This window comes from Neisseria sp. P0022.S010, assembly GCF_051956635.1.
Genome location: NZ_JBQCXF010000001.1, coordinates 1 through 17,922 on the forward strand (window position 1 = coordinate 1; position 17,922 = coordinate 17,922).

The 17,922-nt window shown below is 44.7% G+C and carries 17 protein-coding genes and 1 riboswitch; of the genes, 4 read left to right on the forward strand and 13 right to left on the reverse strand.

Going from position 1 to position 17,922, the window contains the following annotated elements; all coding sequences use genetic code 11:
- Positions 1-23 precede the first annotated feature (23 nt).
- A complete protein-coding gene (locus ACTHUT_RS00005) occupies positions 24-221 on the forward strand; it encodes a cbb3-type cytochrome oxidase subunit 3 (RefSeq protein ID WP_003748776.1) in 198 nt (65 codons plus the stop codon).
- Positions 221-1,567, forward strand: coding sequence for a cytochrome-c oxidase, cbb3-type subunit III (gene ccoP, locus ACTHUT_RS00010; RefSeq protein WP_440386085.1), 1,347 nt, complete (start codon positions 221-223; stop codon positions 1,565-1,567). Before ACTHUT_RS00005 ends, ccoP begins: the two co-directional genes overlap by 1 nt.
- A gap of 150 nt (positions 1,568-1,717) precedes the next feature.
- Here the strand turns inward: ccoP and ubiT are convergent, their stop codons facing one another.
- The 12 genes from ubiT to ACTHUT_RS00070 form a co-directional block, all read right to left on the reverse strand.
- Positions 1,718-2,164, reverse strand: a complete 447-nt coding sequence (ubiT, locus tag ACTHUT_RS00015) for a ubiquinone anaerobic biosynthesis accessory factor UbiT (protein WP_440386086.1) — start codon at positions 2,162-2,164, stop codon at positions 1,718-1,720.
- A complete protein-coding gene (locus ACTHUT_RS00020; RefSeq protein ID WP_440386087.1) occupies positions 2,151-3,068 on the reverse strand; it encodes a U32 family peptidase in 918 nt (305 codons plus the stop codon). The genes ubiT and ACTHUT_RS00020 overlap by 14 nt, the downstream gene beginning before the upstream one ends.
- An 11-nt stretch (positions 3,069-3,079) precedes the next feature.
- On the reverse strand, positions 3,080-4,087 hold the full coding sequence (ubiU, locus tag ACTHUT_RS00025; protein ID WP_003748766.1) for a ubiquinone anaerobic biosynthesis protein UbiU: 1,008 nt from the start codon (positions 4,085-4,087) through the stop codon (positions 3,080-3,082).
- Between the two features lie 334 nt (positions 4,088-4,421).
- Positions 4,422-5,042: a DUF2238 domain-containing protein gene (locus tag ACTHUT_RS00030; RefSeq protein ID WP_440386088.1), complete on the reverse strand. Its 621-nt coding sequence runs from the start codon at positions 5,040-5,042 to the stop codon at positions 4,422-4,424.
- Between the two features lie 108 nt (positions 5,043-5,150).
- Entirely contained in the window at positions 5,151-6,140 is a 990-nt protein-coding gene (locus tag ACTHUT_RS00035) for a phosphatidate cytidylyltransferase (RefSeq protein ID WP_440386089.1), read from the reverse strand.
- On the reverse strand, positions 6,137-6,844 hold the full coding sequence (locus tag ACTHUT_RS00040; RefSeq protein WP_440386090.1) for a lysophospholipid acyltransferase family protein: 708 nt from the start codon (positions 6,842-6,844) through the stop codon (positions 6,137-6,139). The genes ACTHUT_RS00035 and ACTHUT_RS00040 overlap by 4 nt, the downstream gene beginning before the upstream one ends.
- A gap of 63 nt (positions 6,845-6,907) precedes the next feature.
- Complete coding sequence (locus ACTHUT_RS00045) at positions 6,908-7,282, reverse strand: hypothetical protein (protein ID WP_440386091.1); 375 nt, start codon at positions 7,280-7,282, stop codon at positions 6,908-6,910.
- 2 nt (positions 7,283-7,284) lie between these two features.
- Positions 7,285-8,583 carry a phosphatase PAP2/dual specificity phosphatase family protein gene (locus ACTHUT_RS00050; RefSeq protein WP_440418659.1) on the reverse strand — a complete coding sequence of 433 codons (1,299 nt, stop codon included), beginning with the start codon at positions 8,581-8,583 and terminating at the stop codon, positions 7,285-7,287.
- A gap of 53 nt (positions 8,584-8,636) precedes the next feature.
- On the reverse strand, positions 8,637-10,379 hold the full coding sequence (locus tag ACTHUT_RS00055; RefSeq protein ID WP_308881758.1) for a bifunctional alpha/beta hydrolase/class I SAM-dependent methyltransferase: 1,743 nt from the start codon (positions 10,377-10,379) through the stop codon (positions 8,637-8,639).
- A gap of 112 nt (positions 10,380-10,491) precedes the next feature.
- A complete protein-coding gene (locus ACTHUT_RS00060; RefSeq protein WP_440386093.1) occupies positions 10,492-12,438 on the reverse strand; it encodes a DUF262 domain-containing protein in 1,947 nt (648 codons plus the stop codon).
- The gene (locus tag ACTHUT_RS00065) at positions 12,425-13,738 is read right to left on the reverse strand and encodes a DUF262 domain-containing protein (RefSeq protein WP_308881760.1); all 1,314 of its coding nucleotides are present in this window, start codon (positions 13,736-13,738) and stop codon (positions 12,425-12,427) included. Before ACTHUT_RS00065 ends, ACTHUT_RS00060 begins: the two co-directional genes overlap by 14 nt.
- Positions 13,739-13,779: 41 nt before the next feature.
- A complete protein-coding gene (locus tag ACTHUT_RS00070) occupies positions 13,780-14,532 on the reverse strand; it encodes a PP2C family protein-serine/threonine phosphatase (RefSeq protein ID WP_440386094.1) in 753 nt (250 codons plus the stop codon).
- A gap of 231 nt (positions 14,533-14,763) precedes the next feature.
- Here ACTHUT_RS00070 and ACTHUT_RS00075 point away from each other — a divergent pair, with 231 nt between their 5' ends.
- Complete coding sequence (locus tag ACTHUT_RS00075; RefSeq protein ID WP_440386095.1) at positions 14,764-15,048, forward strand: PepSY domain-containing protein; 285 nt, start codon at positions 14,764-14,766, stop codon at positions 15,046-15,048.
- Positions 15,049-15,430: 382 nt separating this feature from the next.
- On the forward strand, positions 15,431-17,077 hold the full coding sequence (locus tag ACTHUT_RS00080; RefSeq protein WP_440386158.1) for a Pycsar system effector family protein: 1,647 nt from the start codon (positions 15,431-15,433) through the stop codon (positions 17,075-17,077).
- Between the two features lie 128 nt (positions 17,078-17,205).
- On the opposite strand, the gene ACTHUT_RS00085 is transcribed toward ACTHUT_RS00080, so the two are convergent.
- Entirely contained in the window at positions 17,206-17,805 is a 600-nt protein-coding gene (locus ACTHUT_RS00085) for a CDP-alcohol phosphatidyltransferase family protein (RefSeq protein ID WP_440386096.1), read from the reverse strand.
- A gap of 71 nt (positions 17,806-17,876) precedes the next feature.
- A riboswitch (PreQ1 riboswitch) is annotated at positions 17,877-17,922 on the forward strand.

Here is a 17,922-nt window from a genome sequence, read left to right on the forward strand (position 1 = left end):
ATTGAAAAACGTAAGGTAACATCATGGACGCTAACTGGGCTCGCTCGCTCTTTACTGTTTGGGTATTCATCAGCTTTATTTTAGTCCTCTATATTGTGTTCAATAGACGCAATAAGAAAAACTATGACGATGCTGCCAGCAGTATTTTCGATAATGACGAACAAAGGCCGTCTGAAAAGGACGATCAAGCTCAGTCAGTCCGTGATCACGGAGCAAAATAATGAACACAACATCCCAATTTACCAGTAGTTTCTGGAGTATATATATTGCCGTTATCGTCGTGCTCAGCTTCATCGGCCTGGCTTGGCTTCTGCTTTCGCAAAACGTTGTGAAACGCCCTAAAAAAGGCGAAGAAGTAAAAACCACAGGCCATGAGTGGGACGGCATTTCGGAGTACAACAACCCTCTGCCACGTTGGTGGTTTTGGCTTTATGTCTGCACATGGCTGTTTGGCGTCGGCTACCTGATTATGTATCCAGGTATCGGCGATTACAAAGGCCTGTGGGGCTGGAGCAGCCATGGTCAATATGAAGAAGAAGTTGCCAAAGCCAATCAGCAATACGGTAAAGCGTATGCTAAATTTTCCAATATGCCGATTGAGAAAGTGGCTAAAGATCCTGAAGCCCGTGCTATTGCGCAAAACCTTTTCAATACCTACTGTATCCAATGTCACGGCTCAGATGCCAAAGGCTCCAAAGGCTTCCCGAATTTGACCGACGACGATTGGTTGTGGGGCGGCGAACCTGAAAAAATTCAGGAAACCATTGAAAAAGGCCGTACGGCAACAATGAAGGCTTGGGGTCCTGAATTAGGTGAAGAGCAAGTAAAAGATGTGGCACACTATGTCATGTCCTTATCCAAATCCAAAGACCAATACGATGAAGAACGTGCCGCACGTGGTAAAGTCTTGTTTAACGGTCCCCCAGCAAGATGTTTTACCTGTCACGGCGACAAAGGTCAAGGTATCCAAGGCGTTGCTCCGAACCTGACCGACAACGTATGGTTGTGGGGCGGTACTCAAAAATCGATTATCGAAACCATCACCAACGGCCGACACAGTCAAATGCCGGCTTGGGGTCACTTCCTCGACAAAGACAAGCTGCATATCATGACTGCCTATGTTTGGGGTTTGTCCAACAAAGACGGTAAAAAAGCTCCTGCTAAAAAAGCCGAGCCTGTTCCGGCAGCTCAACCTGCCGATGCTTCTGCTCCGGCGGCCGCTTCGGCTCCTGCTGCCGATAAAGCTGCTTCAGATGCCAAAGCTGCTCCGGCTGCTGAAGCCAAACCTGCTGAAAAAGCAGAAGCGGCTCCGGTTAAGGTAGATGGCAAAGCTGTTTTTGAAGCCAACTGTAAAACATGTCATGGCGGTATGATTCCGGGCGCACCTGTTGTCGGTAAAAAAGACGACTGGGCTCCTCGAATCAAGCAAGGTAAAGACACTTTGCACAAACACGCGCTTGAAGGTTTTAATTCAATGCCTGCCAAAGGCGGCAACAGCAGCTTGAGTGACGATGAGGTTAAAGCGGCTGTAGACTTTATGGCAAATGAGTCCGGTGCAAAATTCTAATTTTGAGTCGGATTGAAAAAAGCGTACCTAACAAGGTACGCTTTTTTATATTTGATAAAACCAATAAGAAAAGACATATCAAAGAGGCAAAATATATAAGGCCGTCTGAAACATTCAGACGGCCTTTGTTCTTGGTTCAACCAAAATTCATCAATCCAAAGTGGACGTACTGCGTTTCAGGAACCATTCGCTGAAAGGCCACTCGACACTGTCGAGTAAGTTTTTGGTAATTAACCCCAGTTCCGTATCGCCTTCAATTTGCAATTTACGGTTGAAAAATAAGGTGTCGGGATCTTCCTCGCGCATCATCATGCGCATGAAGTCTATGCCGTTGGCGGCCAATCTCAGATCGGGAGCGCCGCTGAAGTTGTCGTCCAGGAATTTTTCCGTATCGGCACTAAACCGCACTTTTATACCGGCATCCAAAACTTCGATTTCGAATTTCCTTCCGGCAAAAAGTTCCATATCAGCAGGCAGTAAACCTTTTTTCAGCATGGTATTCAATACGGAGACCAAAATAAAGCGCGGAGGTTTGCCGGGAAGTTTGGTACCGATTTTCGCCATCCATTTGGGTAATATGATTTCAGGCAGCGCCATAATATGCTTCCTTCACGGTTTCAATACCGGGCTGGCCGCGCCAATAGCCGTCAACCAGTGTTCCGGTAGTCAGTCGTTCTAACTCGGGGCGGATATCTTCCCATGTGGCTTTTTCATCCAATACATCGCGGTGAATTTGGATAATTTCAGCCATGCCGTGCATTTGTGGCGACAGTCTGAGCATATTCACGCCGATTTTATTCAAGTCTTCATGGTGGGGCAGTAGGTTTTGGCAGCCGTAAGACATGGTTTGGATGCCGTTGATGGTGAGAAACGGCTGGCCTTCGCGCGTATTCATGGCCATACCGTGCTCGTGGTCGAGGCAGCGGAACTCGCAACTGTCTTTATTCAGATTGTAATGGCGGGCGGTAAAGCAACGTGATGAATAGGCGAGTGGCATTTTGCCCCAAGCAAAGAGTTCGGTTTCAATGCCGTCTGAAGCCTTGATGATTTCGGCAACCTTATCGCGGCTCAGCTCGGACGGTGCAATCCAGCGGAATGCCCCTAATTTTCGGAATACGTCCAAAGTGGTTTCATTGTAGATATTCAGGCTTGCACCGGCAACAAACGGGATGCCGTGTTCGCGTGCCAATTTGACCGCACCCATGTCGTTGGCTTCAACTTTAAACTTTCCCTGCTCCGTGATTTTGCGCAGGCGTTTCAGATCGGATTCGCTTTCGAGCAGGACTTGTGAAGAAAGAATAATCTCCTTACCGCTTTCCGCCAGGTCTTCAGCCAGTCCGAACCAGTCGGCAAAGCGCATTTTCTGACGGCGTGAGCAGACTACCTCACCCAAATAAACCGTATCCAACGGCGTATCCAGCATGGAAACGTAAAATTCCAGCAGGGCTTCTTTTTGCCAGAAAAATAAAATAGGGCCCAGCGACAATTTCAATGAATTCATTTTTTTCCCCCTTATTTCCATGGGCGGTTGTATGCGCCCAAAGTTGTCTGATGACCTTCCGAAACTTTGCTCAATGCATTGTTCCAGGACGGATTGACTTTGAAATGCGACGGGTCGGCTGCGGCTGCATCCAGTGCTTGGCGCAGGGATTTGGTTACCTGAGCCGTATACATCGGACTGCGTTGGCGTCCCTCGATTTTGATGGCGGACACACCGATTTTGATGAGTTCGGGCAACATTTCCAAAACATTCAGGCTGGTCGGTTCTTCCAAAGCATAGTAGGTTTCATCATTGACTTCAAAGCGGCCTTTGCACAAGGTTGGATAACCTGCCGGTTCATTGGGTTTGTATTGGTCTATCAATACCTGGTTTAGACGTACGTTCATGCGGTCGGGCAGTTGTTCCCAGCGGACGGATTTTGCCGGAGAGCAGACACCTTGCATATTGGGCGATTCGCCTGTTGCATAGCTCGACAAGATGCAACGGCCTTCCACCATCACACACAAACTGCCGAAGCCAAAGACTTCAATTTCCACATCAGTATTGTCAATCACATGTTTGACCTGATCGATGGTCAGTACGCGCGGCAAAACGGCACGACGGATGCCGAACAGCTCTTTCATCATATTGATGGCTTCGTAATTGGTGGCCGAACCTTGTACCGACATATGCAGGCGTAAATTCGGATGTTTGTCTGCCGCATACGCCATGATGGCGGGGTCGGCAACAATAATCGCATCGGCACCCAAATCCGCCGCCGTATCCACAGCAGCGTGCCAACGCTCCACTTGGCCGGCTTGTGCGAATGTATTGATGGCCATCAGTACATTGCGCCCGCGCGCATGGGCGTAAGCTACGCCTTCCCGCGCCGATTTCATATCGAAATTCAGTCCCGGAAAGTTTCGTGCATTGGTCGCATCTTTCAAACCCATGTAAACCGTGTCCGCACCGTTGTCCACAGCGGTTTTCAGTGCAGGCAGGTTGCCGGCGGGGCAGACCAATTCTGGAATTTTCTGCATTTTGTGTTCCTCGTCTTGATGATAACCTCTATCGGGTTAATCAATATTTTGTAGAATTCCGGATATTTTATGGATTAATGACACAAGATATGCTGATTTAAATCAAATTGAAAAATTCAGGTTGACGTAGGCATATTGTTTACAAAATCTTAACAGACGTTGTTTTTTATATATTTCATGTGCTTAAAAATTTTGATGACGGATTTTGTTTCAAAATCGACTTATGTTTTTAACTATCGTATTTATTAATTTTTACAATAATAGCGATAGAAAAATGAAAAAAGGCCGTCTGAAAATCTGGTTTCAGACGGCCTTTTGCTTTAAAGGGATGTATTTAAGAGGAACCCAAACGTTTATCGGGTCGGGTAAACACAAAAATAAACAGCGAGGTTAACGCGCCCAAAGTATCGGCAAGCATGTCTTTTTGCGCGTCCCAAATATCGCCTTGAGAACCCAAGAACTCCAGTCCGGCCTCTCCGCCGTCGATAACGGCATATTGCCATTCGATGATTTCATAGGCGGCAGCCACGCTCATGATGAAGAACAGGGAGAAAAACAGAGCCAGCGGCAGATTACACAGCTTGCGGCGCAGCAGCCATTCAGCCATCGGGTAGGCATAAAAGCCGATGATGTAGTGGGCAATACGGTCGTAATGATTGCGGTTTTCGCCCAAAATCGGCTCGACAAAGCGGTTGATGGATTCAAACGGCACATCGGCAAAAGTATAGTATGCGCCGATGGAATGCATAATCAGCCAGAAGCTCATGAATAAGTAGGCCAAATTGCTGAAGCGGAAAATGCGGTAAGTGGCAACCAGAAGGAGAAATACGGAGGCTACGGGGATGATTTCGGCGTACCAAACCGCGCGGTCATGGGGATTGATACCTGACCAAACAATGAGGGCGAAGATAAGCGTAGCAAGAAAAATGGGAAAGATTGGAGAGGGTTTATTCATATCGTGTGTCTGTAATAACAAGGGTTGCGTATTGTATAACGAGTCGGCGGATTGGCGGTTTCGGATATTAGAGGCCGTCTGAAAAATAGTTTTCAGACGGCCTAAAGTTTAGCCGTTCCAGAAATAACGGGTGATGTGGAAAAACACGGGCGCGGCAAAGCAAATCGAATCCACGCGGTCAAGCATGCCGCCGTGGCCGCGTATCATATTGCCCCAGTCTTTGACACCATAATCGCGTTTGATGGCAGACATAACCAGGCCGCCAAAGAAGCCCATCAGGCAGACGATGAAGCCGATAACGGCCGCTTGGCCGTGGGAGAACGGCGTAATCGGCGCTATCAGCGCGGCAATGGCCGTGGCCGACAAAATACCTCCGACTGTACCGGAAATGGTTTTGGACGGGGAAAGCGAGGGCATGATTTTTGCACCGCCGATCAGTTTGCCCCAAACGTATTGCAACACATCCGATACTTGCACCACGCCAATCAGGAAGATCAGCAACAGGATATTGTTGCCGTTGTCGAAGCCGTCCAAGTCGAGAAACATCAGCGCCGGAACATGGGACAGGCAGAAGATGCAAATCATCGCCATCCATTGTGTTTTGGCGGCGCGTTCCAAAAAGTGCGCGGTTTGGCCGCTGAGGCTGGCAATAATCGGCAGTATCAAAAAGCCGTAAACCGGAATAAAAATGCTGAACATGCCGTACCAGCCGTCATAGACGAAATAGTATTGCACCGGCAGCAGCAGGTAAAAGCAGACCACCATGCTGTAATAGTCGCTGCGGCGGCGATAGACGAGGGTCATGAATTCGCGCAGTGCGGCAAATGAAATCAGGAAAAACAGTACAACCGTTCCGATTTTTCCGAACCAAAACGCACCCAGCAACACCAGCGTCATCAGCCACCATGCGTAAATGCGGGCGTTGAGGTTGGCGATGGTGGCATTATCTGCACCGTTTTTGCGCTTGAGCCATTGTCCGATGATGCTGGCAAAACACAATACGGCAAATACGCCGACAAAAATATAGCCGGCTTGCGGAGTCAGATGAGCGGCGGCTTGTTCGACAATGATTTGTTGGGAAGTCGTAGAAAGGCTCATGCTTGTCCTCCTTTGTTTTGATGAACTTCAGGTTCATTTTGGCGAAGCTCGCTGCGGTCGTTTTCAGACGGCCTGAGTGCCAGCAGCGCTTCACGGCTGCGTGTCAAAAAACTGTCTTTGTCTTCGTTCTCCTGCAAGGTAAGCGGCTGTCCGATATGAACTTCACACAAAAGCGGGATAGGCAGGATTTTGCCTTTGGGCAGTACGCGGCTGATGTTGTCTATCCAAATCGGAACAAATTCGGTATTGGGTTTGCTTTTTGCCAGATGATAAATGCCGGACTTGAACGGCAGCAGGATGGTGTTGTCGTCAGTATTACGCGTGCCTTCAGGGAAAATAATCAAGGAGTCGCCTGCGTTCAGCGCGTCTTTCATCTGTTCGGTAATCAATTGCGGATTATCGCTATGGCGCGGAATCAGCAAGGCATTGAAAACGTTTTGAATGATGAAGCGTTTGAGTTTGCTCGTCAGCCAGTAATCCGAACCGGCGATAGGGCGCGTGGACAAGCGCCAGCGGCGGGGCAGGGAAATCCACACCAATACAAAATCGCCATGGCTGCCGTGATTGGCGTAATAGACCTTTTGGTGCTGATTGAATGTCAGCTCGCGCGGGCTTTTGGGGCGTACGCCCGTAAGAAAAGAGACCGACAGACACAAGGCTTGGTCGGTCAGCCAGGCAAGTTGTTTTTTGAGGAAGTTTTTCATTGTTTCTGCCTTTGGGGGTGAGATACCGCTAAGGATTTGGTTTGGGTAAATCAGCAAAAATAATCAAATGCTTTGGATAAGCAAAATTAAAAATTGGGCGGCGGTCAGGTATAAGCTTTTGCGCCATAAGGAAAGTGCGCCGTTTATCCGTTGGGTCAAAGTGCGGCTGCCTGAAATTTGGCGCAAACCGTTTTGCTGTAAGGATTGGTCAAAGTCTTCAGGAGCGTAGCGGTTGTCGGCAAAGTCTTGGAACACGCGGCGGTCGAAGTGAATGCGGATATGGCAGTACAACAAAACCGCTGCTAAGACGAGTAGCACCGCAAACCAAGCACCACCATATTTTGCCGACAAGGCGAGCAGCAAGGCATTGCAGGCGGCAACATAATGTGCGGTAGAGAGTAGGTGGGCAGTAATACGGCTATCGGTTGCGTTGTCCATCATTATCCTTGTTTTAAACGGTTGGCCGCAGCTTCGACTACCTGGGCAGTGGCCGGCGATAATACCATTTGCGGCCGAGCCTGTTTGAGTTCGGCCTTCGCCTGCGCCAAGTCTTTGCAGCCACCATAGGCCAGCAGCCACGTCAGCACCACTGTGGCACTTCTTCCATAACCCAAAGCGCAACATACCAATACTTTACCGTGTTTTTGGCGCAAGGTTTCCAATATCGAGGCCGTCTGAACCAAATCGTTTTCAGACGGCGTTACCATATCCATTAAAGGCAGGGCGCGATATTCTCCTTGATAGCTACAGCAGGGATATTCAGCGCATACATCCAATACGGCAGGCAGATGGTTTGAAATCCCCAAAACGCTGCCAATCCATACATCATGGCGGACTGGTGCCATTTTTGCTTTACCGCGTAACCAATACGCCATGTTTAGCCGCACGCCCACCAGATAAGGCAACAGCAAAACCGTAGCTGCCGCCGATAATTTACCGTTAGCCTGTTTTTGGAATACGTTTGCATTCCCAGTCAAATAGGCAAAGGCCACCATCAGCAAAGACACGCTAATCCATATCAACCACAGCCACGCGCCACCCAGCAACGCGGGTAACGTCGTCAAACACGCACCAAGCAAATACAGCACCGCAATCTTTCTTGAGTGTACATTACTCAAGCCCAGTTTAAATGGCGAAGTCATCTGACGCGGGAAAGCCCACAACACCAGCCAGCCGAGCAATGCTCCGGTCGGCACGTCAATAAAATGATGTTGATAAGTCGTCAGTACCGACAAGGCAATCAGGCTTTGCCATAAGAAAAGTGGCAGGCGGATTTTTGGAAAGCGCGTCCAATAAAATGCACCTACGATAATCGCCAGCGCGATATGCAAAGATGGCGCTTGGTTGTATGGCAAATCAAATGCAGCCAATGAATCAAACAGCCAGCCTGACAGCCCATCAGCGGGCGGTTTGGGCCATCCGAAACGCAGCGGAAACAGCACGAAGCAAGCAGTCGCAATCAGTTGGGCAGCTACAAGGTGCGCTACATATCGGTTTTGTTCATGTGTATCACGGCAAAGAAAAAATGCCGCGGCATACATCAGGTTCAGCGACCAATAAGGTACAATCGTCCATGCCCAAAACGGAATATTGCTCTCCCATGCAAAAGCGATTTCAGGCACATAGTCCAGCGATGCCGCGTAATGATTGGAGATGCCGTAGCTGGTGTAGAACAGGATACCGACTAAAATCAGCTTGAGCAGGGAGGTTTTGAGGGAGGATTTCATGGATAGGTACATGGTTTAAATAAGGCCGTCTGAAAGTTAAAAAATTGTTCAGACGGCCTTTATTTTTATTTCTTCACTGCCAAGCTCACGGTGAAAATACCGTCTTCGTCTATCCATTGATGGATTTTTTCAAAACCGGCTTTTTCAACCAACTGATCCATTTCCTGCTGACTGCGGCGGCGCATTACCCAGTTTGGGCTGCCTGCTTTGTGGCTGGTCAGGGCACGGGCAATCATTTCCAGTTGCGGATGCCACGGCTGGCCGGTGTAAATCAGGTAGCCGCCGGTTTCAATGGCTTCGCCGAAGCCGTAGAGCGAGTTCAAAATCAAATCGTTGTCGGCAAACAATTCATGCAGGCCGGAGACGATGCCCAGGGTAGGGCGCGGCTGTAAATCGTGATAATTGGCGCGGTCGTAGGCATTGACTTCATTGAAGGTTACCGTGTTTTGCAAGCCGCGCTCGGCAATCAGCTTGCGTCCGGCTTCGACATTAATCGGGCTGTAATCGCGCAAGCGTACGGAATCAGGCAATGTGTCGGCAGTCAGGGCATCCAATACATAGCGGCCATGACCGGATGCAATATCCAAAACGTGTACAGGTTTCCCTGCTTCACGCAGTTTGGCTGAGGCCGTCTGAATGGCTTTGCCGATATTGACTTTGCGTTGGCGGATACCGCGCCAGCCGATGGCGTTGAGATAGTATTTGTCCACCCATACACCGAAAGCATTGCTGCCTTGCGGTTGATTGCGGTAAACGTAATCCAGTGTGCTGCCCGAATCAAAACCTGTTTCTTGGCCGATTCTCAAGCCTTCACTCCAGCGCGAACCCAGTTTGAGCGAGGCACGATATATTGCCCAAAATGCACCGCGAGGTGTACAAACAGGCAAAGGCGTAGCCAGTTCGTCAGCTTCGCGACGGCTGTCTCCAAATAAGTGCGCTTGAGTCAGATCGACTTGTTGTAAAGGCTGATTGAAACGCTCGCGGATAAAACGGCGCATTTCGACAAATGCAATTTCACGGTTTTGCTCACCTAAAGTATCGTGGTAGAAACCGGGCAGGATATGGCGTTCTTTAATATGGCTGCTCAAACGGTTGTAGAAATCGTGTTGCGGTTTGTGATGAACAACCCAATCGCTGCCTGAAATCAACAGTTGTACAGGCGTAGTAATCGCTTGTGCATCGGCAACGACGCGCTCGGCCGCTTCATATAAACCCAGCAGAATACGCACAGAAATAGCGCGGGCAATAAGCGGATCATTGTCGTAGCTTTTTTGACGTTCGACGTTGTGGGTCAGATAGTGGGCTTTGACGTAGCTGTTGACAAAGAAATTGCCACGCCATTTTTGCATAATTTTCAAACCGGTACGGGCAAACGGAACATAGAGTTTGACTTTGAATGCAGGCGAAGCCAATACGGCGCAACGGATTTTCGGCGCGTAATCGTGCAACCAAGTAGAAACCAATACCGCTCCGACACTTTGCGCAATCACGCAGATGTTTTCAGGTTTGATGCCGTATTCGCTTTGAATGTGTCGGATAAAATCATCTACATCTGAAACCGAAGTGCCAATACTCGGACTATCGCCGCGTTCACCAGGGCTGTAACCATGACCGCGCGCATCCAAAGCAAAATAGGCAAAATCATCAAAGCCCAGCTCGTCCGCCACAAACATCATCCTGCCGGAGTGCTCATGTCCGCGATGGAACAGCACAATGGCTTTGTTGGAAGAACCATCGGCAGCAGGGCGATAGCGGTAGAAAAGCGAAGTACCATCTTGGGTAGAAAAGTATTTTTGCTGTTCGGACATGAGAAACTCCTAATAGTCATGTTTTTAAACAGTATCATGGCATATCAAATAAATGCAATGATTATCCGATAGACGGACGAATGAAATGATGGGGAGATATGTTAAGTGCCGATTATGGTTGATACGATGAGTCAGTCAGTGGTTCATTTAAGATTTCTAGCATTTTTTTCTCATGATCTTTTATCTCGCTTTCTGTCCAGTTTTCGTAACTCATCATAATAGCTTGTTTTAAGCTATCATAAGTATCCTTTTCTTTGTAATACTGCCGTTTCCAATCTGGAAGTTTATTACTGAAACTGGAATTTTTACTTTGAGATAACAAATATAGATTGCCAAAATTATCTAAGACATTTGTATCTAATTTATCTAGGCCAAAATCTTGAGAGGGATTTTGTGGGTAATGGTGCTCAACCGAGCTTCTAAAACTAAATCTAAAATTTTTCCAGATAGATTGTTTAGATTGGTCAATAGCTGAAAAGACCTCTACCTTGTCTTGATATTTCCATAATTGATAATCCAATCGATTAAATACAAAATTTGGGACGTTTACTCCATCATTCCAAGACTTATGTACTGAAGGGGCGGTGTAATTATCATTTAAGATAATTTTCATAAAATCCCTGTTTCCATTGCAGTTGTTTTCAAAATAAAATTTATCGCAAAGATTTTCAAGAAACTGAATATATGTCTCTTGAGTAATACTTTTCTTATTCTCGAATAACCAACGCAATGTAGCATATAGCCAGTTTTTATAGATTCGGGATGGATTAGAAACATGAAACATAGAAAGCAACATTATTGCATTCTTGGTTTTATTATTGGTTTCTTGAGTATCAATGGAATCGCCATTGTCGATACCAAAAACATTTTTATAGTAATAATTCTTTGATTCTTCTTTTTTGATTTCCCATAAAGACCAATGCTCATTTTCTGAATGTAGTGAATTTGACTTAATAATATATTTATCAAATAAATATCGACAAGATAGCAATGTATCTATGAAATTTACAATCTTTTCTTTGTTCCAGTCTTCATTGTCAAAAGCACGCCAAAGTTCTTTTTCATCCAGAGGAATCTTTTTAAAGGTAGTTTTGTTAATGCCGGTAGGAAATTTTTCTAGATAAATTTTCAAGATATGCATCAAAAAGTTAGGAAAATCAATAACGGAATTAAAACGCCCATCTGTCTGCTCGTTTGTTTTTTCTTGGGAAGAGTGAATATCCTCATTATTGGCGGTTATCAATTGAAGAATTGATTGTTCTTCATTTGCGGAGCCGTTATCTGAATGTTGAGTTTTTTCTGTATCAGCAATATTCTCAATAATTTCATTAAATTTTTTTGGAATAGTATTTTCCCAATTCTTGCCAAAAATATTTTCTCTAAGTGACTGGTTAATTCCCATTACAACATATCGGCTCATGTCAGAACACGCATCCCAAATTTTGGCGAAAATAGAGCGTTCACTATCTGTGTCTAAAACCTCCATTAAAGTAGCCTTGATAATCTCATGTTTTTCTAATTGCTCTCCCCGCGTATTCATAATTTCAAAGTAATGATTGAGGTCGGTGTCTTTGGGTACTTCGGTTCTAATAATTTTGACATTTTCTTGTAAGAACTCTGCCAAACTCATTCTCTCTTCTTTTGTCCTATCTGTTTCCCAATATTTTTTTATTGATTTTAAAGCATTTTTAAAAACATCAGGTATAGAGTCGGAGTCAAGATCTTCTAAGGCATCGTCGGAGTCATGTCTATGCTCAAAGTATACATTTCTAACAAAGGTATCTGATTTTAAGTAGTGCATGATTAAAGTCAGTGTGGTCAATCGTTGTTGTCCGTCTATGACTTCTAAATCTCCATTTTCTCTTTTATAAATGACTAAGCTGCCAATATAATAATTATTCTTATTTTTTGCATTCCATAGGTCTTGGATAAGAAGGCTGATCTCATCATCTCCCCATGCGTAATTACGTTGATAAATAGGAATAATATATTTGTCTTTATTTAAATTTAATAATTCATTTATGGTTAATGTTTTTACGTAATCATTATTTGTTTTCATCTTTAATTTCCAAAATCTCTTTTATTTTAGGGTCTACATGTTTTGAAAAATTGACTTTTCCGGTTTGTTGAATAAAACGCATTACTTGTTCGGGAGTAATGGATCTTTCAATATAAGAAATTAATCCGGCTGGAGCACTAGCCTTTTTCTCAATGGTCGTGAAGGTAATGCGCTGATATTCTACCCGAGTACGGTAAGCCCATAGAAAAGCTTTGGTTATAAATTCTTCAAAATGGCTTTCTCCAAATTTATCAAAGTAGAACAATACGGTACATTCAAATAAATTTCTAATGTATTTATCACCAGTTCGATAGCTGTATTTATGATTGTTTAAAAAAGTCATTACTCCTTTTTCTAAATCAATTCCATTAATAGAATGAATTTTATCTAACAATCCATCCTTTTCTTTGAATAGTTTTTCATAGATGGCTGTATAATGTTCAATGTAATCAAAGAAATATTTTCCATTGATTAACACTTGTGTGGCCTGAAATGCTGATATTGATCGATATAAAAATGGATTTTCATGTAATAATTTTTGTATGGTATGAGTAGCTAATATTCCGTGTAAGTAAGGATAATCAACTTTTTCATGAACGCCTTTAAATGTATCTAATTCATCTGATGTAAATATTTCTGCATTCTCTTTGTAATGCCAGCGGCGAAGTCTAAATAAGATATAATTGATAATTTTATCTAAATTATTTATATCATTAGACATTGCAGATTTTTCCCAGCGTTCGACACATTGGTGAATAATCCGCTCGTCTTTATCTCTCATGTCTCTTAAATGATAGGCTTTTAAGAGGTCATAAGATTCTAAAGGTTTGCCTCTGGCATTTTGTGAATCAAAAAATTGAAAAGCCTCATCTAAGTCATCTAATTCAATACAAACCATTTCACACCTGTTAAGGAGGTAATCCTTAAATTCATTTGTGAAATTATAGTTTTTAAGAAAATTATAGTTCGTTGTAATATTATTTTTGCTGATGCTATGATTCGGTTTTTCCTTTAAAAGAGACACATCCTTCCCCAGTTTATGAAGCAATAACGAGAGTGTAATAAGCCGCTGTTGGCCATCTACTATTTCAGATATTTCAGAACAGTCTTTATTTTTATTTAAAACAATTGTTCCGATGCGGTATATTTTTTTCCCCTCCCTAAAATTTTGGAGCAGGTCATCGATTAATTGTTGTACATTTTTGATTGTCCATTTGTATGGTCTTTGATAATTAGGGATACTCAAATTTAATTTAAATATGTCATCAATCTTGAGTATTTCTGCTTTTTCTATGCTCATATATATACCCCTTAGTATGAAAAATAGGTAAACATTATAGACTACAATCGGCAAACTACTACCGACATATCATCATAAACTCTTTGTTTCGCAATTAATTTACGAAATACAGTCAGACGGGACTTATCGTTATCATATTGTTGCCAAATTTTTTCTCTTATTTCTTCCGATAGGGTGTCGCTTAGGCCGTCTGAACAAAGCAGCAGGCTTTCTCCTGCTTTAAGCGTAAGTTCGATATGACACATTTTGTCTTGGAATTCGGAATAATCTGCTGCTAGATAAGAAGAAACGCCGCCATATATGGTGGTGAACTCTTCTTCTTTTTTATCCGACAAACCATCCAGCAATTCGGAGAGTATCGAGTGATCTTGGGTCAGTTGCTTCCATTTTCCTTGTGTATCAATCAAATAGGCGCGACTGTCGCCTACGCTGATGATTTTGGTTTTGCCGGTGGTTTGGTCAATTTCTGCGGCAACAAAAGTGGTTGAGGAACCAAAATAATCTTCTGCCAACTCTTTAGATAAAGCGGCTTGTATATGATTGATGGTTTGACGGCTGAGTTTGGCTGTACGGCTTAATAGGTGCATGGCTAATTTGCTGGCCTTTTCGGGACGGTTGCTATTGGAAATGCCGTCAGCTATCCCGATGATAAAGCGTGGACGGGTTTCAAGACGTGTTTCAGCGGTCTTGAGTTTATATTGAAACACTTGTTCGCCGTTAAAAAGGGCATCTTGGTTGTGCTGTTTGTTGCTGCCGATTTGTTGGCAAAAGGTGATTTCGCAAAATTTGTTCATGATTTGTCCGTTTGTTGGGTGAATATTCGCTGCAGGCTTTTCATTGTTTCTAACTCTCCGGATTTACACTTGGGCAATACGTTTGAAATTTGATAATTAAGGTTAAAGGCTGTCTGAACAGTTTTCAGATGGCCTTTACTGCGTTTAACCAAGCACTAATTAACTGCTAATTTTACTGTGTTTTAATACATCCATCGAAACCCGAATACACATTTAAAAAGGAAATCAAACATGAAAAAATTCTTATTGACCGCCATCGTTGCTTTGTCTGCCGCTACTGCCGGTGCCAGCGATTACATTGAACAAAAAATCTACAGCGACAAAAACTTCGAGCAAAATCGTGCTAAAGCCGTAAAAATGTTGGAACAACGTGGCTATCAAGTTCACGATATTGACGCCGATAGCCGTCGAGGCCAGCCTGTGTTGGATATCGAGGCTTTTAAAGATGGTCGTGAGTACGACATTGTTTTGTCTTACCCTGATTTGAAAATTATTAAAGAACGCATCGACTATTAATATTTTGATGCAAGGCGGATTGTCGCAGGGCTTTTGGGTTCTGCGACAGTTTGCTATTTAGGTATTTAAAGAGTGTAAGCGGCATGTAAATTACCTAAAATAAATGAACTAAATATGTTTTTTATTTTCCATTTAATTCAAAGTGTTTGATGTTGGGAATCATGATATGGATTTGAATGATTGGAAGGAAAATGGCCGGCCGAAGCAGATGGGCGACCAAGGCAAACCTTTAAACGACGGTGTATCTGCCGATTCCCAACAGGACGTTGATTTTTGGGATCGCAATCGAAACAATACTGTTGAAAACGAAGTTGAGGTTGCGGCTGAAACGGTAGAAATTCAGGAGGCGGTAGAAGATCAGGAAGCAGTTGAACATTCTGAGATGCCGTCTGAAAAAAGTGAAAAGAAAGCCAAACGCAAAAAAGACAAGGCGAAAAAGAAAAAAAATAAAGCCGAGGATTTGAATGCGCCTGATCTGTTGGGTACGAATAAGGGCGTGGAAACCATGTTCCGCAACGCTGTACGCTCGGAGATGGAATTGTTGGCGCTGGCGGCAACCAAAGCGAATATTATGATTTCGCTGAATGGTTTTATCGTGTCTGCACTGATGATTTCGGGCGCGTTTATTTTTTCATCGTCGCCCGAATTTCTGATTCCGGCCAGTACGTTTATGATTACTGCCGCCGCGTCTATCGTGTTTGCGTTACTTTCTGCTTCGCCGGAACGTATCGGCAAAATGCAGGCGGCGCGGACATGGTTTAAGGATTTTATCCGCGGCCGTTCTAAACTGCGGGATTTGAAAACCCGCCTCAGTAGTACTGAAACGCGCTTTTTTGGCGGCAGCCAACCCAATATTTTGATTTATGAAGACCGTGTGAAACTGCAAAAAGATCAATATTGGGAAATGATGCAGGAGATTATGGGCGACCGTAAACAAATCTATGAAAAGATGAGCGACCATCTTTATTGGCTTGGTTTGTTGGCGGACAAACAGTTCAAATACATCAATTTGTCTTACGCGGTATTCCGCTGGGGCTTGCTGGCTTCACTGGTGGCATTTATCGGCGTGAAAACATTGCCGTCATTGCTGATACCGCCGGCCAACAATGCGGCAGAGCTGCGTTCGCTGGGAATCAATATGTTTAACGGTGTGTATGAGCCTTCCGCCGTACAACAGCTTCCGGACGGCAATTTGTTGATTGCGGAAGACGAACCCAACCATGCGTTCAGTATTGTCAGCATTGATAAAACCGGCAGGTTTGTGGAAGACGAGGCATTGGATACACGCGTGATTACCGGTTTCAAACGCCGCCTGAGCGACTTGGAGGCTTTGGCGCGCGACAATGAAGGCTTTATCTACGCGCTGACTTCACATTCGCGCACCCGTAAAGGCAACCGTTCACCCGACCGCGAACATCTGATGCGCTTTAAAATCCAAGATGGCAATGTGTTGGGGCTGACCAGTTACGACAATCTGACGCAGGTTTTGGAAACCGACCACAAGCTGCATGATTTGATTCGCGAGCAAACCAAGGCTGAAGTTTCTTTTGAAGAAATCAATATTGAGGGCATGGCGTTTGATCCGGTAAAAAAACGTCTTGTTTTGGGATTCCGTGACCCTGAGTTCAACAACATGGCTTTGGTTGCATTTATTAGCAATCCGAAAGATGTATTTGAGCGCAATGCCAAACCTGAATTTGATGAAGTGGCGGTGATTGATATTGATGGCGGCGGTATCCGTTCCCTCAACTATGATCCTGTGTTGAAAACTTACGTAATTGCCAATGAAGTGAAGGATGAGAATGGACAGAAATTCTCGCAACTGTGGACTTGGAGCGGCAACCCGACCGATGAACCGCAAAAAATCTCACTGCCTAATCTGCAACACATCACCAACGTCGAAGCCGTCGATTCGATTACCGTTAACGGCAAGCCGCAGATGATTTTGATGGGCGACGAAGGCAATGCTTCGCAGAAAATTACTGCCAAGTATATGTTGGTAGATTACAGTCAGCTGGGTAAACAGTAAGTTATCTTGGCTACTGGATAAAAGGCCGTCTGAAACCATAAACTTTATGGTTTCAGACGGCCTTTTTGTTTTCAGTAAAACAGGTTGATGGGTTGAAACGGTGATTAACCCAGGAACGCGGACAGGTTTCAGACGGCCTTCAAGCCATTGATGACACGTTTGTAGCAGGTATAAAACAATGCCGCGCAGGCGAGCCACATAAGGATATAGAAAAGAGAATGGAAGCTGCCGGCGACTGCATACCATACGGCCAATGCGCCGATAAAGAATGCACGGTCGCTTTTGCCGAATGGCCCGTCATAACGTCGGCCGTTGCCATGAACTTGTCCCAAAACGCCGCAAAATTCAGTCATTGCCGCCAGCCAAATAAACAGGGCAATTTGTACGCCGCCGAAGGGCGCGATAAAGGCAAAAGGCAGATACAAAGCAGCATCGGCGGCAATATCGGTGATTTCATTCAAATAACCGCCTAATGCCGATTGTTGACCGAATTCTCGTGCCAGCATACCGTCCATCGCATTCAGCGCCATGCGGACAAACAACCAGATCGGCAAAAGCCAGAATAATGTGGATACACCTGCAAACAATGCTAAAAGCAAACCGATCAAAATGGAAACGGCGCAGGCAAACAGGGTGACCTGATTGGCAGTAATGCCTTTTTGATACAGTCTCTTAACGATGGGGCGCAACAGGTTTTGAAATTTTGGTTTCAGGGCGTAGATGCTCATAATTATGCTATATAAAAGAAAATGAAGTGCCGTGATTATAGACGAAATCCGTTATAATCCGTCAATCTTCGAATCACGCGGTTCGCAAACCTCCCGCGTTAACAAAACTAGGAATTT

Bases quoted from the DNA above. Each gene is read 5' to 3' on its own strand.
- ACTHUT_RS00005 (WP_003748776.1), top strand. From the start codon at position 24: ATGGACGCTAACTGGGCTCGCTCGCTCTTTACTGTTTGGGTATTCATC.
- ccoP (WP_440386085.1), top strand. From the start codon at position 221: ATGAACACAACATCCCAATTTACCAGTAGTTTCTGGAGTATATATATT.
- ubiT (WP_440386086.1), bottom strand. From the start codon at position 2,164: ATGGCGCTGCCTGAAATCATATTACCCAAATGGATGGCGAAAATCGGT.
- ACTHUT_RS00020 (WP_440386087.1), bottom strand. From the start codon at position 3,068: ATGAATTCATTGAAATTGTCGCTGGGCCCTATTTTATTTTTCTGGCAA.
- ubiU (WP_003748766.1), bottom strand. From the start codon at position 4,087: ATGCAGAAAATTCCAGAATTGGTCTGCCCCGCCGGCAACCTGCCTGCA.
- ACTHUT_RS00030 (WP_440386088.1), bottom strand. From the start codon at position 5,042: ATGAATAAACCCTCTCCAATCTTTCCCATTTTTCTTGCTACGCTTATC.
- ACTHUT_RS00035 (WP_440386089.1), bottom strand. From the start codon at position 6,140: ATGAGCCTTTCTACGACTTCCCAACAAATCATTGTCGAACAAGCCGCC.
- ACTHUT_RS00040 (WP_440386090.1), bottom strand. From the start codon at position 6,844: ATGAAAAACTTCCTCAAAAAACAACTTGCCTGGCTGACCGACCAAGCC.
- ACTHUT_RS00045 (WP_440386091.1), bottom strand. From the start codon at position 7,282: ATGGACAACGCAACCGATAGCCGTATTACTGCCCACCTACTCTCTACC.
- ACTHUT_RS00050 (WP_440418659.1), bottom strand. From the start codon at position 8,583: ATGTACCTATCCATGAAATCCTCCCTCAAAACCTCCCTGCTCAAGCTG.
- ACTHUT_RS00055 (WP_308881758.1), bottom strand. From the start codon at position 10,379: ATGTCCGAACAGCAAAAATACTTTTCTACCCAAGATGGTACTTCGCTT.
- ACTHUT_RS00060 (WP_440386093.1), bottom strand. From the start codon at position 12,438: ATGAAAACAAATAATGATTACGTAAAAACATTAACCATAAATGAATTA.
- ACTHUT_RS00065 (WP_308881760.1), bottom strand. From the start codon at position 13,738: ATGAGCATAGAAAAAGCAGAAATACTCAAGATTGATGACATATTTAAA.
- ACTHUT_RS00070 (WP_440386094.1), bottom strand. From the start codon at position 14,532: ATGAACAAATTTTGCGAAATCACCTTTTGCCAACAAATCGGCAGCAAC.
- ACTHUT_RS00075 (WP_440386095.1), top strand. From the start codon at position 14,764: ATGAAAAAATTCTTATTGACCGCCATCGTTGCTTTGTCTGCCGCTACT.
- ACTHUT_RS00080 (WP_440386158.1), top strand. From the start codon at position 15,431: ATGCCGTCTGAAAAAAGTGAAAAGAAAGCCAAACGCAAAAAAGACAAG.
- ACTHUT_RS00085 (WP_440386096.1), bottom strand. From the start codon at position 17,805: ATGAGCATCTACGCCCTGAAACCAAAATTTCAAAACCTGTTGCGCCCC.